At 43.0% G+C, this 18,402-nt stretch carries 8 protein-coding genes; 6 read left to right on the forward strand and 2 right to left on the reverse strand.

The genetic code is table 11. The features are described 5' to 3' along the window. Positions 1 to 64: 64 nt before the first annotated feature. Both MHN81_RS12535 and MHN81_RS12540 read right to left on the reverse strand, forming a co-directional pair. On the reverse strand, positions 65 to 3,163 hold the full coding sequence (locus MHN81_RS12535) for an efflux RND transporter permease subunit (RefSeq protein ID WP_239425853.1): 3,099 nt from the start codon (positions 3,161 to 3,163) through the stop codon (positions 65 to 67). Positions 3,164 to 3,516: 353 nt separating this feature from the next. Then, positions 3,517 to 5,013, reverse strand: a complete 1,497-nt coding sequence (locus tag MHN81_RS12540) for a cytochrome c peroxidase (RefSeq protein ID WP_023398976.1) — start codon at positions 5,011 to 5,013, stop codon at positions 3,517 to 3,519. 1,400 nt (positions 5,014 to 6,413) lie between these two features. Here MHN81_RS12540 and pabB point away from each other — a divergent pair. The 6 genes from pabB to MHN81_RS12570 all read left to right on the forward strand — a co-directional run bounded on the left by pabB (position 6,414) and on the right by MHN81_RS12570 (position 18,321). Continuing rightward, entirely contained in the window at positions 6,414 to 8,561 is a 2,148-nt protein-coding gene (gene pabB, locus MHN81_RS12545) for an aminodeoxychorismate synthase component I (protein ID WP_239425854.1), read from the forward strand. Between the two features lie 167 nt (positions 8,562 to 8,728). Further along, positions 8,729 to 9,562, forward strand: a complete 834-nt coding sequence (locus tag MHN81_RS12550) for an aminotransferase class IV (protein ID WP_023398974.1) — start codon at positions 8,729 to 8,731, stop codon at positions 9,560 to 9,562. Between the two features lie 157 nt (positions 9,563 to 9,719). Next, on the forward strand, positions 9,720 to 10,454 hold the full coding sequence (locus MHN81_RS12555) for an SDR family NAD(P)-dependent oxidoreductase (RefSeq protein ID WP_239425855.1): 735 nt from the start codon (positions 9,720 to 9,722) through the stop codon (positions 10,452 to 10,454). A 279-nt stretch (positions 10,455 to 10,733) separates the two neighbouring features. Further along, positions 10,734 to 12,335, forward strand: a complete 1,602-nt coding sequence (locus MHN81_RS12560) for an AMP-binding protein (protein WP_239425856.1) — start codon at positions 10,734 to 10,736, stop codon at positions 12,333 to 12,335. Positions 12,336 to 12,365: 30 nt separating this feature from the next. Further along, the gene (locus MHN81_RS12565) at positions 12,366 to 12,689 is read left to right on the forward strand and encodes a hypothetical protein (RefSeq protein WP_239425857.1); all 324 of its coding nucleotides are present in this window, start codon (positions 12,366 to 12,368) and stop codon (positions 12,687 to 12,689) included. Positions 12,690 to 12,726: 37 nt separating this feature from the next. Next, positions 12,727 to 18,321: a beta-ketoacyl synthase N-terminal-like domain-containing protein gene (locus MHN81_RS12570; protein WP_239425858.1), complete on the forward strand. Its 5,595-nt coding sequence runs from the start codon at positions 12,727 to 12,729 to the stop codon at positions 18,319 to 18,321. Positions 18,322 to 18,402: the final 81 nt, after the last annotated feature.

The raw sequence follows: 18,402 nt of genomic DNA on the forward strand, positions 1-18,402 counted from the left end.
CAATACTTTGATTTATGCTGGGATCAGGTCCTAACCCGATCCACAGCTAACTTTAATTCTGCTTTCACGACTGAGACAAAGACGCCTGCGCTTCATCGCTTGCTTCATCCGTCGCCGGTGCTAAGCCTTTGCCCATACGTAACAAGCAAGGCAATAACAATAAAGTAAAGACCGAACTAATGGTCATGCCACCAACAATGACCGCAGCCAAGCCTCGATAGATTTCACTGCCATCACCTGGGATTGCAAGTAGTGGCAGCATGCCGACGATACTGGTTGAAGTACTCATGAAAATAGGTCGTAAGCGTAGCTGCAATGCGCGCTCAACCGCTTGATGGCGATCTAATCCTGAGCGCTCTCCCATGCGAGTTTGGTGCACCAATAAAATCGCATTGTTCACAACTAAACCGAGTAAAATCACAAACCCAATCATGGTTAATAAATCCAGTGACTGATAAGTGATTGAACTGATAGCTTGTAACGCGACAATACCGCCCACCATAGCCAAAGGCATCGCCAAGACTACAAGGAAACTGTCTTTCACGGAGCGAAATAGCGCGCTCATTAATAAAAATAGCAAGCCAATGGCAAACAAGAAGTTCTGTCCGAGCGTCAACACTGCCTGACGCAAGTTATCGGCGCTGCCACCATAGATTATGTTGCCATCCTCTGGGAGTACTGCACGGATACTGGGTTCAACCTGCCCTTGTAAAATGTCGAGTGTTTCTTCAAGCGTTTGATCTTGTGGCGGCATAACTTCCAACGTGATCGTTCTACGGCCATCCACTCTCAGTACCCGGCCTGGGCTCACAGTACGTTCAACACTCCCCAGCTGATTGAGCGTCACTAGGTTGCCAGTCGAGGTGATAACTGGTGTATCTGCCAAACTTTCAGGACTATCCCAAGGCGCTGTTTTAACTATAATATCGAGTCGTTTTTCACCATCAAAATACTCACCAACATAGGCCCCATTACCAAGCGTACTCACCAACAAGCCAAGATCTGTACGGTTCCAGCCTTGCTCAGCTAGACGCGCATCCATAGGCGTAACACGTATTTCTGGCTCTGCACTTTGCCTTCTTGGATGTACGCGAACTCTCGCTTTTGGCATTGCTTCTTTCACTAAGTCAGTGGCTATCCTCGCGACTCTATCGAGTTCTTGTGGGTCTTTGATTTGAATATGGATCGGCACACTGCGGCTTCCGCCTAATCGGCCAAACAAGCTCCGTTGATTAGGAAAACCAACCAAATCAGGTAAATCGGCCAAAATCTCATTTTTAATTAAGGATTTGATTTCGTTGACCTGAGATAAATCTTGACCGATCACACCCATGTTTCCACCGCCATCAGGGAAGACCATGATGTAATAGTCTTTCAAAGCAGGCTCTCGTTCACCATTTAAATAAGGCTGCAAACGCTCAATCATTACGTTCACAACATCTCGCTCTAGTGTTGTGATATTCGTCGCAGGTGGGAACATTAAAAAAGCATCTACACTGTCTTGTTTGACAGGCGGTAAATAGTCAATTTTTGGTAGTGCGAGCCAAGAAACCGAGGCTGGCACACCTATTAGTACAAGGGTTAATATCGTTCTTCGCATCGGACTAGACGTTAGATTCATTACCCAACGAGTGATGCGATTCCACAGTGCGTGCAAATGGTCGGCACTGGAGAGATCTTTATCTGAGACGTAACGATTCATCAACAGCGGCGTGATTGTCAGCGCAACCAACAAAGAAAAACACACGGCAATCGCGATGGTTAAAGCCAAGTCACCAAACAGCTGACCCTCTACATCTTCTAAGAAAAGCACGGGTATAAATATGGCGACTGTAGTAGCAGTAGAGGCTAAAAGTGCTGGCCATACCTGCGTTGCACCTTGAACAGCAGCCGTAAAACGGTCTTTGCCTTGCTCTCGCAGCCGGATAATATTTTCCAGCACCACTATTGATGCATCTACAACCATACCCACTGCAAATGCTAAGCCCGCCAATGAAATCACATTAAAACTGCGGTCCATCAACTTTAACACCGTGAAAGTGGCCAGCAACGACAACGGGATCGCCACGGCAATGATCATGGTTGCTCTGAGCTTTCGTAAAAACAGCCATAAAATACCGATGGACAATAGCACGCCAAACCCAAGATTACTGGACAGTAAATTGATTGAACGATAAATAAATACGGAAGAGTCGAAAGACTGCTCCATGGTCAATTGGTTTTCTTTTAAAACACCTTGTCGAAGCTCATCAACCGCCGCTTTCACTAAGTTAAGTGTAGTGAGGACGTTAGCGCCGGGCTCGCGATCAATTCGAATACTGATCGCCGGGTTACCATTTTGTACAGCAAGATTGGTACGCCTGCCGTCTGCAACTTCTATTGTGGCAATATCGCCGAGTTTAATTGCTTGGCCATCATGCCAATCAATAATTTGATCTGGTAGCGTACTGGGATCGTAACGGCCCGTCATGCGCAGCGTATATTGACGTCGTCCAAGATCGACAAGCCCACCCGATACGTCGTTTGCACGGCCGAGTAATCGAGCCAACTCTGGAATGCTCAACCCCAGCTGAGCGGCGCGGTGAGGGTCTATGGTAATTTGTAATTCTTGATCGCTACCGGCACCGCTGCGCACTTCGACATTACCTACGCCCGGAATGGCCATTAATACGGGTCGAATAACATCATCAATAAAAACACGATATTCACTGATCGGTTTAGGGTTGCCCGGTAAAGACTGAAGAAAGAAAAATGTCAGTGCTGGCGCACCACCACCGAGTCTGATCTGAGGTTGGGTCGCATCGCGCGGCAGTGGATCGAGTCGATTCATTCGACCAATCACATCGACCATCACTTTTTGCATATCAGTGCCAATGGAGAAAGTCAGGTTCATTCTGGCAACCCCAGTACTGGTGCTGACATTCAACTCTTCCAATCCAGACATGCCTTCCAATACCCGTTCAATAGGTACGACAATCTCTGATTCCATTTCTTTTGGCGACGCTGTGCGCCACGCCGTTTGTATTGATAACTGAGGGCGTTCAATATCAGGAAGCAATTGAATGGGCAATTTCGCTACAGAAAAAATCCCCATTAAAGCGACAATCGCGATCAAAACCGCCGTTATAGCCGGCTTTTTCATCGTTATTGTTGTTAAATTCATCTTTGGTAGTCCCTTTATACTTAACTCGTGTTCAAGCCAATCCAACTAATTCGGAGAGGCAAAACAGCTGATGAGATATAAAGGAAGAATACCCAATGAGTTTAGTCACTAAGCTCATTAAGTTATTCATTCCTTGAAATCTAATCAATCAAATTGGCTAACAGCAATTTTTATATTAACCACCTTGCGGTGGTTTTTGTTGTCTCTCAAAAATACAAGAGACGAATTTTATACAAGCTGGTTTATCCAACTCATTTTAATCACCGATCGCCAAATACCTATATTAGGGAATGCACGTTGTTGTGCAACGTGCTTACTCCAAGTTTTTAGACTGATGTCAGTGATAGACACGCTTAATCTTGACCAGCTAGTGTCGGTGGCTGAACCGTTTTGGTGTCTGTCAAGGTCTTTAAATACGCGACCAGCGCCGCTTCTTCTTTTTCGGTAAGACCGAGGTCTCCCATCAAATCAATGATTTCACTACTCGCTGAGTTTGACGTATTCACTTCAGGCTCAGGCCAACAGTCTCTCTCACGCGCCTGTTTTGCAGTCGTCCCAGCAGGACACTTGATAGGATCGACTTTCGTCAATGACGTATTATAGAAATGAACAATGTCTTCTAAATTTTTAAAATAACCATTGTGCATAAAGGCTTTTGTAAACCCATCGCTTGATCTCATATCAACATTACGTACAGTAGGCGTACGGAAGTGACCTGCATGACCACTTGTAAGCGGTGTCTTACTTGTGTGCTCAGAAAGACCAACATCCGGTCGATCAGGATCAAAATTTGATGCCTCATAGTTAGGTGGCAAAGTAAGGTGATTGAACGTATTGTCGGTGAATTGGTTATGTAATTCGTTACCGACGGAGTCTCGTGCTTCACTGTTGTGACATTCAGCGCACTGTGCATCCTTTCCAGTGGGGTTAAGTTTGGTCTTTAATCCCCAGAACAAATCGTTACCAAGGTTTTCTAAATCGGTAAATTCTGAATATGGAGAGACACCAGGCGTATCATCATTATCATTCATCACTGCAAAGTCACGTTTAGAGCTATAGGAGTTAACTTCATCTGATTGCTGCCATGCCGAAAGAGCCACACCAATACGCTTAAAGCTGATATCTACACCCGTTTGCTCACAGTCGATTTTCTCTTTCCAAGCTTGCTCGTACAAACGCGCATACTCTGATTTTGCCACATGACGACAAACAAACTCGGCCCCTGGCATGTCGTTGTCATTGCCATCAGGCACATTGTGCTCAACATCATTGGAAAATGGCCCCAACGCTTGATCAACAAGTGGCCCGAGGAATCGTTTATAGGCAGCTTTTACTTCATCTGAAGAACCGTCGAAAACTTCCATACCGACCATAAAGCCGGTAGCGCGACCATCCCAAAACAGTCCGCCCTGACACAGCCAGCCATACTTTTCTTTTTCACACTCTTCTGGACCCCAAGCAAACTGCGACACGCCAAAGTTCTTAGCGCTACTGGTATAAGCTACCGTAGGAGGTTTACGATTGCCTGTGCGGTGTGACACGGCTCCCGGTACGACAATTGACCCCGCATTAATCTCAGCATCTGGTGATGTCCAACCAGCTTCAGGTGCATGGCATGATGCACAAGACTGTCCATCTGGCGATGAGATCTCATCGAAAAAAACGTGCTTACCTAAACGCTCTAATGCATCTACGTCCGGCTCTGGAGTTATGCTTACTAACGCATCAGCACTAGACTCAGTGCTTTTCGTTGGATTTTCCGACAAGCCAGATACACATGATACACATAGTGTCGCTACTGACACACTGAGTGTCATTATTAAAAATTGATGTTTTTTAGTTTTTATCATAATCAACTCCTTAATTAGCACCTTTCAGTACCTACAAACGCTATCCTTCATTTATCCGCAATATAACAATATCCATTAACAAGCTTGCATAACCACAGATCCCCATTAACAACTTCGCGTGACGGTTAAGTATTTATGGCTCCGTTGTTAAATAAACATGCATAGTACCGCTTTAGGATAATTTTTCAACCCCTATAAGGACACAAGGTATACTAAGATATTCCCTTTTTAATTTTTTATTCCAACCTATTAAAGCCAAAATAAAGACCATTAACACGCAACAATAAGCAACAAAAACACACCTTATTTCACTGCAAAGAACTTGATTTTAACCACACCACAAAGACAGAACTTAAAAACCTCAAAACCACACAAAACAAAAAATCAAAAAACATAAAATCCAACTTTAAAAACTTAAAATAAGCAAAGAAAAAACTATACAAAAAAAGCCACAAAATAAAAACTAAAATAAAAAACAAAAAGCAATCAAAAACAACAACTTACAACCAAAGGTTATTAAACAAAAAATCAATTCAAATAATGTAAAACCTTCTTGAAAATAACATTGATATTGACGTAAAAACACGCCATAGAAACACCTAAAGAATAGGAAATCACCACTTCAAAAACAGGGAATAGAGCGCCAAAACCATAGAGATAAAATCGAGTTCAAGCCAAGAAAAAAATAACAAACAAACATCCACATTTCCAAAACAATTATCAAAAATAATAAAAAACTCTAGATTAAAAATTTCATACAAAAATAAAATTACGGGTTGTCATCCTTATCAAGTAGGTGCTACATTAATCTTCCTATTATCCTGAACAAAAGAATAAATTAATTTAGCAGCATCAAAGCTAATATCGCTTAAAAAGCTGCACCTGAGTGGTAATGAACAGCGTTTTTATTGAAGCAAAATCTTCAGTAATCTTGGCGATAACTGCAACTGTCAGTTGTGACAGTTGAAGGAGGTAAGGTACTTCTGGTCAACTATTTTACCGTCAGCTATTGGCGCTAATGAGGTGGTTTTAACTGAGTGATGATTGCAAGATTTTTCACAATATCAATGCTTATTCTCAGGCAAATTACAGCGAAAAAGTGTGGACTTAAAAGCTAAGCCATTGATTTTTATTAGTTTGCATTTGTGTCAGAGACTTTCATTAATAGTAAGTTCAATAAATTAATGCTGGGTATTAATCAAGCTTCTATATTTTTTGAAAAGCGAGCTTTTCGATTGGAGTTTTTTGACCGTATTTAAGAATGTGCATAGTACTTGTTTAGTGTGTAGGAGTGATGAAAGGACATGGCATTTCTCCTGCCCCTAAAAATAAAATAAAAACAATAACTTTAAAATAATAAAAAAATAAATGTAACAACGTAAATAAAGGAGTATCTAATTTTGCACTGTCTTCTTATTGATAACTATGATTCTTTTACATATAACCTTGCTGATTATATTGGGGAAACTTTTGGTGAAATGCCAACGGTAATACGCAATGACCAATATTCTTGGGATGAAGTATCTCAGTCAATGGATTTTGATTGTATTGTAGTATCACCAGGGCCCGGTAGTGTTACCAAACAAACTGATTTTCAAATATCACGAAATGCGGTAGCTCAAAATGACATTCCGGTGTTTGGTGTTTGCCTCGGCTTTCAAGGTATTGCACACCAACACGGCGGTCGAATTCTGCATTGCCCAGTGCCATACCATGGTCGAACTTCAAATGTTGTTCATGAAAATGACCCTATGTTTGCCAATATATCGCCAAACTTTGAGGTCGTACGTTACCACTCATTGATGGTTGAGCTGCCAAAAAATGGAGATTTAATCCAAACGGCTTCAACGGACTGCGGCATTATTATGGGTCTGAGGCATAAAACACTACCTAAGTGGGGCGTGCAATTTCATCCAGAATCTATTCTTACTGAAAACGGTCATCAGTTGATCACCAACTTTAGAGACTTGGCGCACGAACATAATAAAAAAGCGCGTATTCAAGTCCCGGCTAAACTAGATTTAAATAACATTGAAAAAACAGAATCAAAGCCTGAAATAAAATCAGAAACAAAACAAATAATCAGTAAAAAATTGCGTTTAAAAAGTGCGCCTGAAGACATTTTTTCTGCACTTTTTGCAAAAGAAAAACACAGTTTTTGGTTAGATAGCCAATCTGTATCTGATTCAAAGTCCCGTTTTTCTTTTATGGGCTGTGTTAATAAAGATCAAATCATCAATTATAAAATTAATGAAGATGATAAAGACTTTGCGCAAGGCCATACCAAGCTAAAAGAGATGGACGAGCTGCTGTCATCGACAAAGGTTGAAGGTACAGAAGCCTTACCTTTCAGTTTTGTAGGTGGCCTAGTTGGCTATTTTAGCTATGAAATGAAAGCCCTTTTTGGTGCGAGCAAACAGTTTGAAAATAACATCCCAGACATGATTTGGATGCATGTTGACCAATTCATTGGATTCGATCATCACACAAATGAAGTTTATTTAGTGGCCAACACCGCGCCTGATGAACGCCATATAGCTCAACTTTGGTTAGAAACCATGGAAGGAAAAATAAACAAAGTTGAATTAAGCAGGCATAAAGAATTATCCACTTCAAAAGTTTTGATGGATGAATTAGAGCTAGAAATGGACGCCAGTTACGATGAGTACATATCGGCAATCAAACGTTCTCAGGACTCCATCGTTGAAGGTGACTCTTACGAAGTATGCTTAACAAACCACTTTTCATTTAAAGCAGATTTTAACCCCTATGATCTGTACAAAAATATGCGTAAAGGCAATGCAGCCCCATTTGGTGCCTTTATTCAAAGTGACAGCACGTCCATTTTGAGTACGTCACCAGAGAGGTTTTTATCTGTATCGTCTGAGGGACGTGTGCAAGCAAAACCTATCAAAGGTACCTGCAAGCGCTCATCAAATCCAGAGCGAGACAAGGCGTTAGCCAAACAGTTGTCAGAATCACGAAAAGATCGCGCAGAGAATCTTATGATTGTCGATTTGATGCGTAATGATTTAAACCGTGTTTCAAAGCAAAACTCTGTGAAAGTCCCCGTATTAATGGGCATTGAGAGTTATAAAACCGTACACCAGATGGTCAGCACGGTGGAATCAGATTTAGCAGATGATCAAAGTTTAATGGATTTAATTAGGGTAACTTACCCCGGCGGTTCGATCACCGGAGCTCCCAAATTAAGAACCATGGAAATCATTGATGACTTGGAAAAAAGTGCTCGCGGTGTCTACTGTGGTGCAATTGGCTACTTAGGCTACAACCGAGTAGCAGATCTCAATATTGGTATCAGAACCTTGTCCTATGACGGAGACAAAGTGCGTTTTGGTGCAGGTGGTGCTATCACATACCTATCTCAACCTGATGCCGAATTTAATGAGATCATGCTCAAAACAGAAGCATTGCTAAAACCTCTATGGCAATTTTTCGGTGGAGCAAGTGACAATATTCGCAGCGAAGTGAATGGCAATAAATTGAAGATTTTCAATTTAGAAGAAGCTTTGGAAGCTGTCGAATAGAAGTACAGCATATTGCGTCGTTTTGAGGTTCATTGCCTAACGGTTTTAGGTGGATAAATTTTTAATGTATCCCAAAATCGTTAGGTAATAGGATTAACCAGAAACTTAAGCAATCATTAAAAAATAAAACATGGCACTGTCTCGTAGCAGCTATTTGCAGGCATTTTATGACAACAATACTAAATGAAAACACATTGCATCCAGATCCAGATACCCTGTCTCTGGCTTTATATGGTTATGCTTGTTTCACTAGCTTTTTAGTCGAAGACAGAAAAGTAAAAGGCCTGTCGTTCCACTTGCAGCGCTTGCTCGGTGACTCATTGGCAATCTTTGGAAAAAGTCCGAATGAAGAAGAAATATTAAAAAATATTTTGGCTTTTTTGGACCAGCAAGACGCAGACTACTATGGCGGTGTTCGCGTAACTATTTTTCCAGCAAACTTTTCCCTATCAAACCCAGGGGATTTTCAGAAATTCAATATCTTGGTCACTGGGAGAAAAGTTGAACGTATCAATGCTACACCTATCCAGGTCGCAACTATTGAAGCACTGCGCACGTGTCCGTTACAAAAAACATCAAACATCATTGCCAATCTAAAAGCGCGAGTTGAAGCCCAAAATGCGGGCGCGCAAGATGCACTTATGTTGTGCGATGGCATAGTAACTGAGGGTGCAACGTGGAATATATTTTTTGGTAACGGCAATAACCTTGTAACCCCATCGATACAAACAGGAATTTTACCCGGTATCACCCGGAAATTGCTAATAGAGAGCGCAGCTGCTGCTAATTACAAGGTCATAGAGTCCGAAATAAAAATAAATGAAATTGAAAAATACGAATACTGCTTTATTAGTAACGCCATGATTGGCCTTCGCGCAGTCACTAGTATAAATAACGTTACCTATGATGCGCAGCACAGCAGTATCAAACAGCTACAGAAGAAGTTTCAAGAAATACCTTCAGATGGTCTCGAACAATTTCTTGAATTAATAAAAAAATAAAACCAACTCTCTGAACCCAATATCAGCCGAGTATAACTTAAATCTTACTTTGATAATAAATCGTCTTATAGGCCATTTAAATAACACCTGTTAGATGTGCTGAAAGAAAAGATTTTAAATACAAAGAAAATAGTAAGGAAAGTATTAGGTAGTCATCATGGATTTATCAGGAAAAAAAGTATTAATCACCGGAGGAGGCTCTGGTATTGGCTTGGAATTTACACGAGAACTTGCTAAACGCTCGAATAACATAGTCATCTGCGGTCGCAATCTAAGTAAACTAAAAACAATAAAAAAAGAACTTCCTAATATTGATTACTTTCAATGTGATCTCACCAAAGATGAAGAGCAACAAAAGTTAGTTGAGTATATTCACACTCACCATCCAGATCTCGATGTGCTTATCAATAATGCAGGCATTCAAAGGAACTACAACTTTACGCAGCTAGAGAGCCACATTGACTTGATCGATGAAGAAATGAATACCAATGTGACATCACAAATGAAGCTGATCGACCGCATGCTGCCTGTACTTTTGCAACAGCGCGAGGCGGCAATTGTCAATGTTACATCCCTACTGGCAGCCGTTCCAAAACAGTCTGCACCCGTTTATTGCGCCTCAAAGGCCGCATTTCGCATGTTCACTAAAGCGCTGCGCTACCAATTAGAAAGCACCTCAATCAAAGTTTATGAGGTTGTTCCACCCTTGGTCGATACAGATATGACCAAAGGGCGAGGCACAGGCAAGATGAGTGCAAATGAGCTCGTACTAGAGGCATTGCAGGGTATAGAAGCTGATACCCCTGATATCCTCGCAGGGATGAGTAAAAAGGTATTTGATATGAAACGGGTATCCCCCGACGAAGTATACGCAATGATCCGAAACGGGTAACACCAAATAAGACTAAGCAATTGTAATATATTGATTTTAATTTGGTTAAGTGGCTATTACAGGTTCACTCAGGCGGCTATCCACCGCTGTGTAAAACACACTGCATTAACGAACGCTACATGGACACACACCTATTTAACCAAACAAACATTGCAACACATTTTGCTAACCAGCGCTGTGCAGGACAAGTCAGTACCACAAATAAAAATACATTTTATTAACCTGTGATGTGCAAGAGAAAAATTAAGAACAAACAAACTTTTGGACTGGAACATAATAATGAACAATAAAGAGCTGGCCTATCGTGATAACTTTATTCAAGAGAATAGCCCTGATGAAAAAGATCTACCTGATATCATCAACTTAGATAAATTCGATTTACCTGAGAACCTCAACTGTGTGACTCAAATGCTGGATAATGCAGTTGCAGAAGGCTATGGTGATAAGGTGGCAGTCATTACTGCCGATGAATCTTATACTTACCAAGCACTGCTTGATAAATCCAACCAAGTCGCCAACTACTTGGTAAATGAACTAGGCGTAAAGCCAGGTAATCGAGTATTACTGTACTCACCAAACAACATCATGATGGTTGCCTGTTGGTTGGGTATTGTTAAAGCTGGCGCGGTGACAGTGGCCGTCATACCGACCCTGGAGCCAGAAAGAATTGTCAAAGTGGTTCATAAAGCTGAGATTAAAGTCGCTTTATGTGATGACAGGTATGAAGAACGTTTCACCACGGTTCAAAACATGACCGACATGCTCTGTGAAGTCACCGCGTTCGATGCCAAACTGTCAGATCATGAACAATTAAATCATCAACCTACCGAGTTCCACAATGTAGAGACAGCCGCCGATGACTGTTGCTTGATAGGCTTTTCTTCAGGAACTACCGCCGACAACTCCAAAGCGGTCATTCATTATCATCGCGACATGTTGATCGCGTGTCAGGCTGCGGGACAGCGAGTTTTTAAAATCACTGAAAATGACCGCTTAATAGGCAGCCCTTCGCTGGCGTTTGGATTTGGCCTAGGTTCACTTTTACTTTCCGCGCTCTACTGCCGGGCTTCAACAGTGTTATTGGAAGGCCCAACGCCTATTGAGTTACTAGAGAATATCGAACGTCATCGCCCAACTTTAATGTTTACCTCACCACAGGCCTACCAAGCCATGGAAGCGCAATGTGACAATTACGACATTTCCAGTTTGAGGTTTTGTACTGCCAGCGGTGAGCACGTAATGCCTTCCATTTGGCAGTCATGGAAAGATAAGACTGGCATTGCGCTTTTCCATGGCATTGGCAGTACTGAGATGCTGTTTCTCTTCTTAGGTCCTGATATCGATGACATACAGCGCGGCCGAATAGGCAAGCCAATTTACGGTTACGAAGCTAAGGTCGTTGACAAAAATGGACATGAGTTGCCCATCAATACCGTTGGGTTACTCGCAGTTCGCGGTCCACTAGGTTGTCGCTACCTCTCAGACGAGCGACAAAAGAATTACGTGATCAATGGCTGGAATGTCACCGATGATTGTGTGCTCAGAGATGAACAAGGGCATTACTGGTTTCATGGTAGAGCTGAAAACGAAGTTATCACAGATTCTGGACGTCTTAATTTGCTGGAATTGGAAAATGCACTGTCTACCCATGACATTGTTGCGGAATGTGCGGTGGTACAAGATCGAGCAAAATCATCGATCCACGCACATGTCATTTTGGATAAGTCTGCTGAAATTGACCGCTTCGAATTAGAAATCAGTCTCAAAGAACATATAAAAATGACAATCGACGCACAGTATTGCCCCGAAACCATCACATTCATTGATGCGTTCCCGCGTACGCCGTCAGGAAAAATACAACGTCATAAGTTACAAGCTTAAGTGAGTAGATAGGCGTAGGTAATGGTATCCATGTATAGCCAACTAAAACATTGGTATTTGAAACAACAGCGAGGTCAAAGCGCGCTTGTACAGTTTCGCATAGCGATGCTAGCAACCATGGATGCCGTGATACGTCTTTTTAACGCTATTCAGGGTATATCTCCCGGCGTATCCGCACATGGGCAAGGCAAAAATAAAAATGACTCAACTTCGGAAATAGCGACTCATCACTTTAACAAAAAGCCACGATATCGCTCGACACAGTCGATAAGTATTCCGGTAAATATGTCCACCCGCACTCGGATGTTATTTAGCACTTACCAAGTTAAAAATTGCGCACCTTTGGGGTCTTAAAAACACCGCCCCACATGTCGTATTTTAAGGATAAATAATGAAACAAGAACAAGAAAAAAAACAACTCATTGACACATGTGGTGCTCCTCTTTGGGAGTCTGTGATCGACTTTATCGCTCCGTTTAAGAAAAAAGAGCTCTTTGCTACACCAGCAGATGACAACACCTTAGACGTCATCACAGGAACCAACTTAATCGAACACACTCAGCGACTTGGAAGTGTGTTATCCAGTATGTTGGGATCACAGCAAAAAATCATTATTCTATTTCCGCAGGGGATGGAGTATGTCTACAGCCTTTTGGCGTGTTGGTATGCGAACCTAGCCATCATCCCAATCCCCCTTGGTGACTTGACACAAAAAGACAAGCTATCCGAAACTCTAGACCGTATCATTGCTGATTCAGCAGCAACTTGCATTCTTACCAATACGGAAATATCTCAACAACTTGCTGAATCTGAAAAGCTAAAAGATACACAGGTATTAGACATCAATCAGCTCAATTGCGATGATCAAAAAATCACTCTCGAGCGTCCTAAGCAACCCGACGATCTCGCAATTTTACTCTATAGCTCTGGATCAAATTCTCAACCAAAAGGGGTGCAAATTCCCCATCAGAGTTTAGAGTCACAAATAAATATCGGCGCGCAGCAATGGGAGATCAACGGAGATAGTCGGATCACTTCATGGATGCCTCAGTTTCATAGCTTTGGCTTAGTGTTTGGTATTTTAGCGCCGCTATCAAGAGGCGCTTTTAGCGTCATATTTGATGCCAAATACTTCTTGTTGCAGCCAAATTTGTGGTTTGAACGTATTTCACTGTACCAGGCAACCCACACCGCAGCACCTAACTTTGCCCTTGATTACTGCGTGAACAAAGTAAACATCGATGCATTTTTATCATCAGAGCAAAAGCCTTTGGCATCCCTCAAGGCCATTGTCTGCGGGGGCGAGCCTTTTAACTATGATAGCTATGTGAATTTCAATACACGCTTTGAATGCCTCGGCCTCAACCCCAATGCCGTGACTTGTTGTTATGGTCTCTCTGAAGTTTGCTCAGTCGTGTCCGGCGACATCAACAGCAAAGAACGTTTTATGTCGTTAGACATAGAGTCTTTGGAACAAGACAAAGTCCAACCCACTGAGCGCGCCAATAAGGCTAAAACGGTGGCCAGTTGCGGCAAGATAAGTGGTGACACGTCTGTGACGATTGTCGAAAAAGGCACGCTGACACCATGTAAAAAAGGCATGGTAGGCGAAATATTAGTGCATTCACCGTCTATTGCTGCTGGGTATCTCAATAGACCAGATGAATCAAGCTCGACCTTCAGTGCAAAAGTGGCTAATTCAGAGAAAAACTTCCTTAGAACAGGTGATTTAGGCTTTGTAGAAGACGGCTACCTCTATGTAGTTGGCAGGGAAAAAGACGTCATCATTATCAATGGTAAAAACCACCACCCTATTGATATTGAAGCTTCAATTAAGCGCCACGTAGACTACCTAAAGCTTGCCATGATTGTCTTTTCACAAGTGATCGATAACGAAGAGAAAGTCATTGTGGTACAAGAGGTCAAGGATGGATTAAGCCAAGCAGACTATCACGCCATCGTCGCCGATATTAAACAGGCCATAGCTCAAAATCACAGTATCAGAGCCCATGAAATTCATTTAGTTCCTGAAAAGACAATCCCCAGAACGGGCAGCGGAAAAATCCAAAAACAGGCATGTCGAAACTTGCGCAAAGCCGATACACTGCCTGCATATTATTGCGATACAGCGCACCAAACGACAGCAACAAATACTGCAACAGCGCCTGACAGTGCTAACATCGCAGCTATCATAGAGACTTTGAAAAATACAGTTTTTGCATCAGAGCTAAACCTAACTCAACAGGATCTTGCCAATGTTGATGACTTAAGCGCCATTATGTTGGATTCAATTCAATACGTCGTCATTGCGAAAAAAATTGAAGAAGTCTTTAAAACCGCATTTGCTCCGGTCATGCTGTTTAAATACCCGAGCTTTAGCCAGCTTGCTGGCCACTTGCACGAAGCGCTAAGCTCACTTAGTCAATCAACAGAGGTGCAAAACGATGTCGTTGAAGGCCAGCATCAAGAGGCAGATCAGCACAAATATAACGAACAGGACAAAGACGCGATAGCCATTGTTGGTATGAGTGGCCACTTCCCTGGCGGCGCAACCGATCTCGACCTCTTTTGGGACAACTTGATCCACCAAAACGACAGTATTTCAGCCATACCAACAAACAGACAAGCGTTCTCTCGAGATAAAAAAGCGTCTGAACTCAATGGTTTTCCAAACCGAGGCGGCTTTTTATACGACATAGATACCTTTGATGCGGAATTTTTTGGCATTTCTCCTCTTGAAGCCAATAGTATGGATCCGCAGCAGCGTAAAGTGATGGAGATGACATGGAGCGTGTTCGAAAGTGCAGGACACAACCCCAAGCAATTAGCCGATCAAAATGTCGGGCTATTTATCGGTGCCCATAACAATGATTATCTAGAGTTGACCTTGGCGCAGCCTGAACTTACCGAAAAATATGGAGCCTATCTAGACTCAGGTGTACACATGAGCATGATAGCTAATCGCGCTTCAAGGTGGTTTGACTTTAACGGTCCAAGTGAAGTCATCAATACAGCTTGCTCAAGCTCTTTGGTTGCTGTACATCACGCCGTGGAGTCAATTAAAAACGGCACCTGTAACCTTGCTGTCGCCGGGGGGATAAATCTAATTTTAACACCGCGCGTCTACAAAGCAGCCCACAGCGCTGGCATGTTGTCGGCTGATGGTTCATGTAAAACGTTTGATGAAAAGGCCAATGGATTTGTGCGTGCAGAAGGATACGGCGCTGTATTACTCAAGCCTTACCATCAGGCAATCAAGGACAATGATACAATCTATGGCGTTATTAGGTCCGCTGTGACCAATCATGATGGCAAATCTAACTCGTTGCGCGCGCCGAATCTCGACAGCCAAACTCAGCTGATAAAGTCAGCCTACCAAGCTGCAAATATAGCCCCGGAATCTGTGAGCTATATAGAAGCCCACGGTACAGGCACGCCTTTAGGTGATCCAATTGAAACTGAAGCATTAAAAGAAGCATTTAACGCTTTATCTGACACTTTGCCACATCAATATTGTGGCCTAGGCACTGCAAAAACCAATATTGGCCATTGTGAGTCTGCCGCTGGGATCGCGGGGTTAATCAAGGTGTTGCTATCAATGAAGCACCAGACGCTGCCCGGTGTACTGCATTTCAACCAACTTAATCCATCGATTTCACTGCAACAAAGCCCATTTTACGTGGTTGATAAAACGCAACCTTGGCAGCGTTTGACAGATGCGAGCGGTGAGCCGATCCCCTTGCGTGCAGGGATCAGCTCATTCGGTTTTGGCGGTGTCAATGCCCACGTAGTCGTTGAAGAGCCAATAGCAGATAACGTCGTGGCAAGCAGCAACCATGAAGCTGCTGCACAGTTAATTTTACTGTCGGCTAAAACCCCTGAGCAGCTGATGGAGGTTGCCAGTGGATTGCATAGTCATTTGATCAGACAAAGTATCAATGACACCTTTAATAGCCAGCAAACACTGCTTGATATTGCCTATACCTTGCAAGTAGGCCGCCATGACATGCAAGAGCGCCTGGCCATCATCGTCGATACGCCAATTAAATTAATGGATGCCTTATATCAATTTTTATCCGGCACATCGAAGCGCGGTAACTTCTACCGAGGGGCGGTAGATAAAGAGCTAGAGTCGCTCAATTGGGATTCAGATGAAGGACTAACAACAGCCTTTAATCATTGGTTTGAAGTCAAAGCGCTGCATAAAGTCGCGAGCTTCTGGGTACGCGGTGCAACCCCTTCTTCATGGCACTCACTGCATAAAAACACGCGCCCTAAACGCATCAACTTGCCGTCGTATCCATTTACGCAAAGTCGTTATTGGCTACCAGATTTACCCAAGCTCAGCTCAATGCAGCCAGATGCTGTTAATGCTTCGCACACCCAGAAGCCTTTACCACAGGCAGCCCGAGTAGCGGTCACTGATGACATCACGCAGAATGTTCTGAGTGCCGTTTCAGAGAGTACCGAACTGCCAATTCAAAATATCAACACATCTGTGGACTTGGGCCAACTTGGTGTTGATTCAATTCTGCGTTTAAAGATAACCAATCAATTGATCAAGATGTACCCAGACTGTTCGATAGAGGTCACTGAGATATTGGTCTTGCAAACCATCGATGACATAGTCCAACTGCTTCAAGAAAAAACCGGCAAAACTGGTGTCACTGTGACCAAAAAGTCAGTGGTTAAGTCATCAGCCAAGCAGCAGAGCTCAGCCCAAAACGGCCTCAGCCACACCATAAAAGAGATGGTCTCCCGTCATACAGATCACGCCATTAAAGCGTTGGATCCGTCTCTCGACCTGACTGAGTTAGGCGTGGATTCCATTACTCGACTCAAGCTCACAAACGACATTATCCAAGCGTTTCCAGCGCTGTCGTTAGAACCAGCTCAGCTGTTACCACTATCAACCATCAATGAGATATCCGAGTTGCTAAACAAAGCGACTGCACAAACGGCTATACAGAGCGAGCGCGCAGTCACACAAGTGCCAGAGTATGATGAAAATGCCTATAAAGCCCTGCAAGAGATCAGCCACAATCTTAAACAGCACGCTGGCAACATCATCATCAAGAACGTCAAACCTGATCTTGACGACGCCAATACATTGCGAGCTGACACCATCGTTTGCGAGGACCACCCATTTTTTAATGATCACCCGCTCGACCATATAACAGGCGTGCAATTAATTGAGTCAACGATGCAATTAATTAAAGCCTCAGAGCTGAACCGCACAAATGCATCTGAGTATTATACTCAGGCTTTGACCATTCAATTTGATGCTTTTTGCGAACACGATAGCGCAGAGTTATTCTGTACCGAGGTGAATGATGACCAGATCACCGGGTCAAAATCCTTCTCAACTCGAGTAACCCAGTTTGATAAAAATATTTGTCAGGCCAAGGTTACCATTCAACAGATTTCCTCTTCTGCTGATGCGCCGTTGTCTGACTCTGCCTTGGCTGATGATGCCAGTCCATGTGATCGCAGCACCGTGAATAAACACAATGGTGATAACGTATTTATCAGCACTGCGACATCTGCCTGGGATCAGTCCGGTGTATGGTTTATGCCGAATCATTCGGACACTATTTTCAACGACAATAGTGCAGGCGTCATTGATGTGACACACCTCATTGAAGGGTGCAGACAGCATCAGCGCTCAATGGGCAAGTTGCTGTCATCTCAAAGCACCGCACAAGATAGCGCTTCCAATGCATCAGCCGCTCTCAAAGAGGGGGTGGGGATCTTGAAATCGCTTGAAATTCGCTTACATAGAGCACTACAAAAACACGAGTCTATCTTTATCACCAATGGCGATATGAATGTGCTTGAGGTCGGCGGTAACCGCATCATTAATTGGCAAAGTGATCTGCTAGTTAACGGCGAAGTAGTAGGGATTTACAAAATGGAATCTCTCGCGCTCAGCAATGAAGTTTACCGCTCTTGGAGATCAGCAGAAGAAGAAAAAGTAGCAAGTTAACTGCAAAACCATCAACCCATCACTGATAAGACAATGTCTGTCTTGCTTGGTGGGTTGATTTAACAAACGGGCAAAAAATAG

This window comes from Pseudoalteromonas sp. Of7M-16 (assembly GCF_022347805.1).
GTDB classification, from domain to species: Bacteria; Pseudomonadota; Gammaproteobacteria; order Enterobacterales; family Alteromonadaceae; genus Pseudoalteromonas; species Pseudoalteromonas luteoviolacea_F.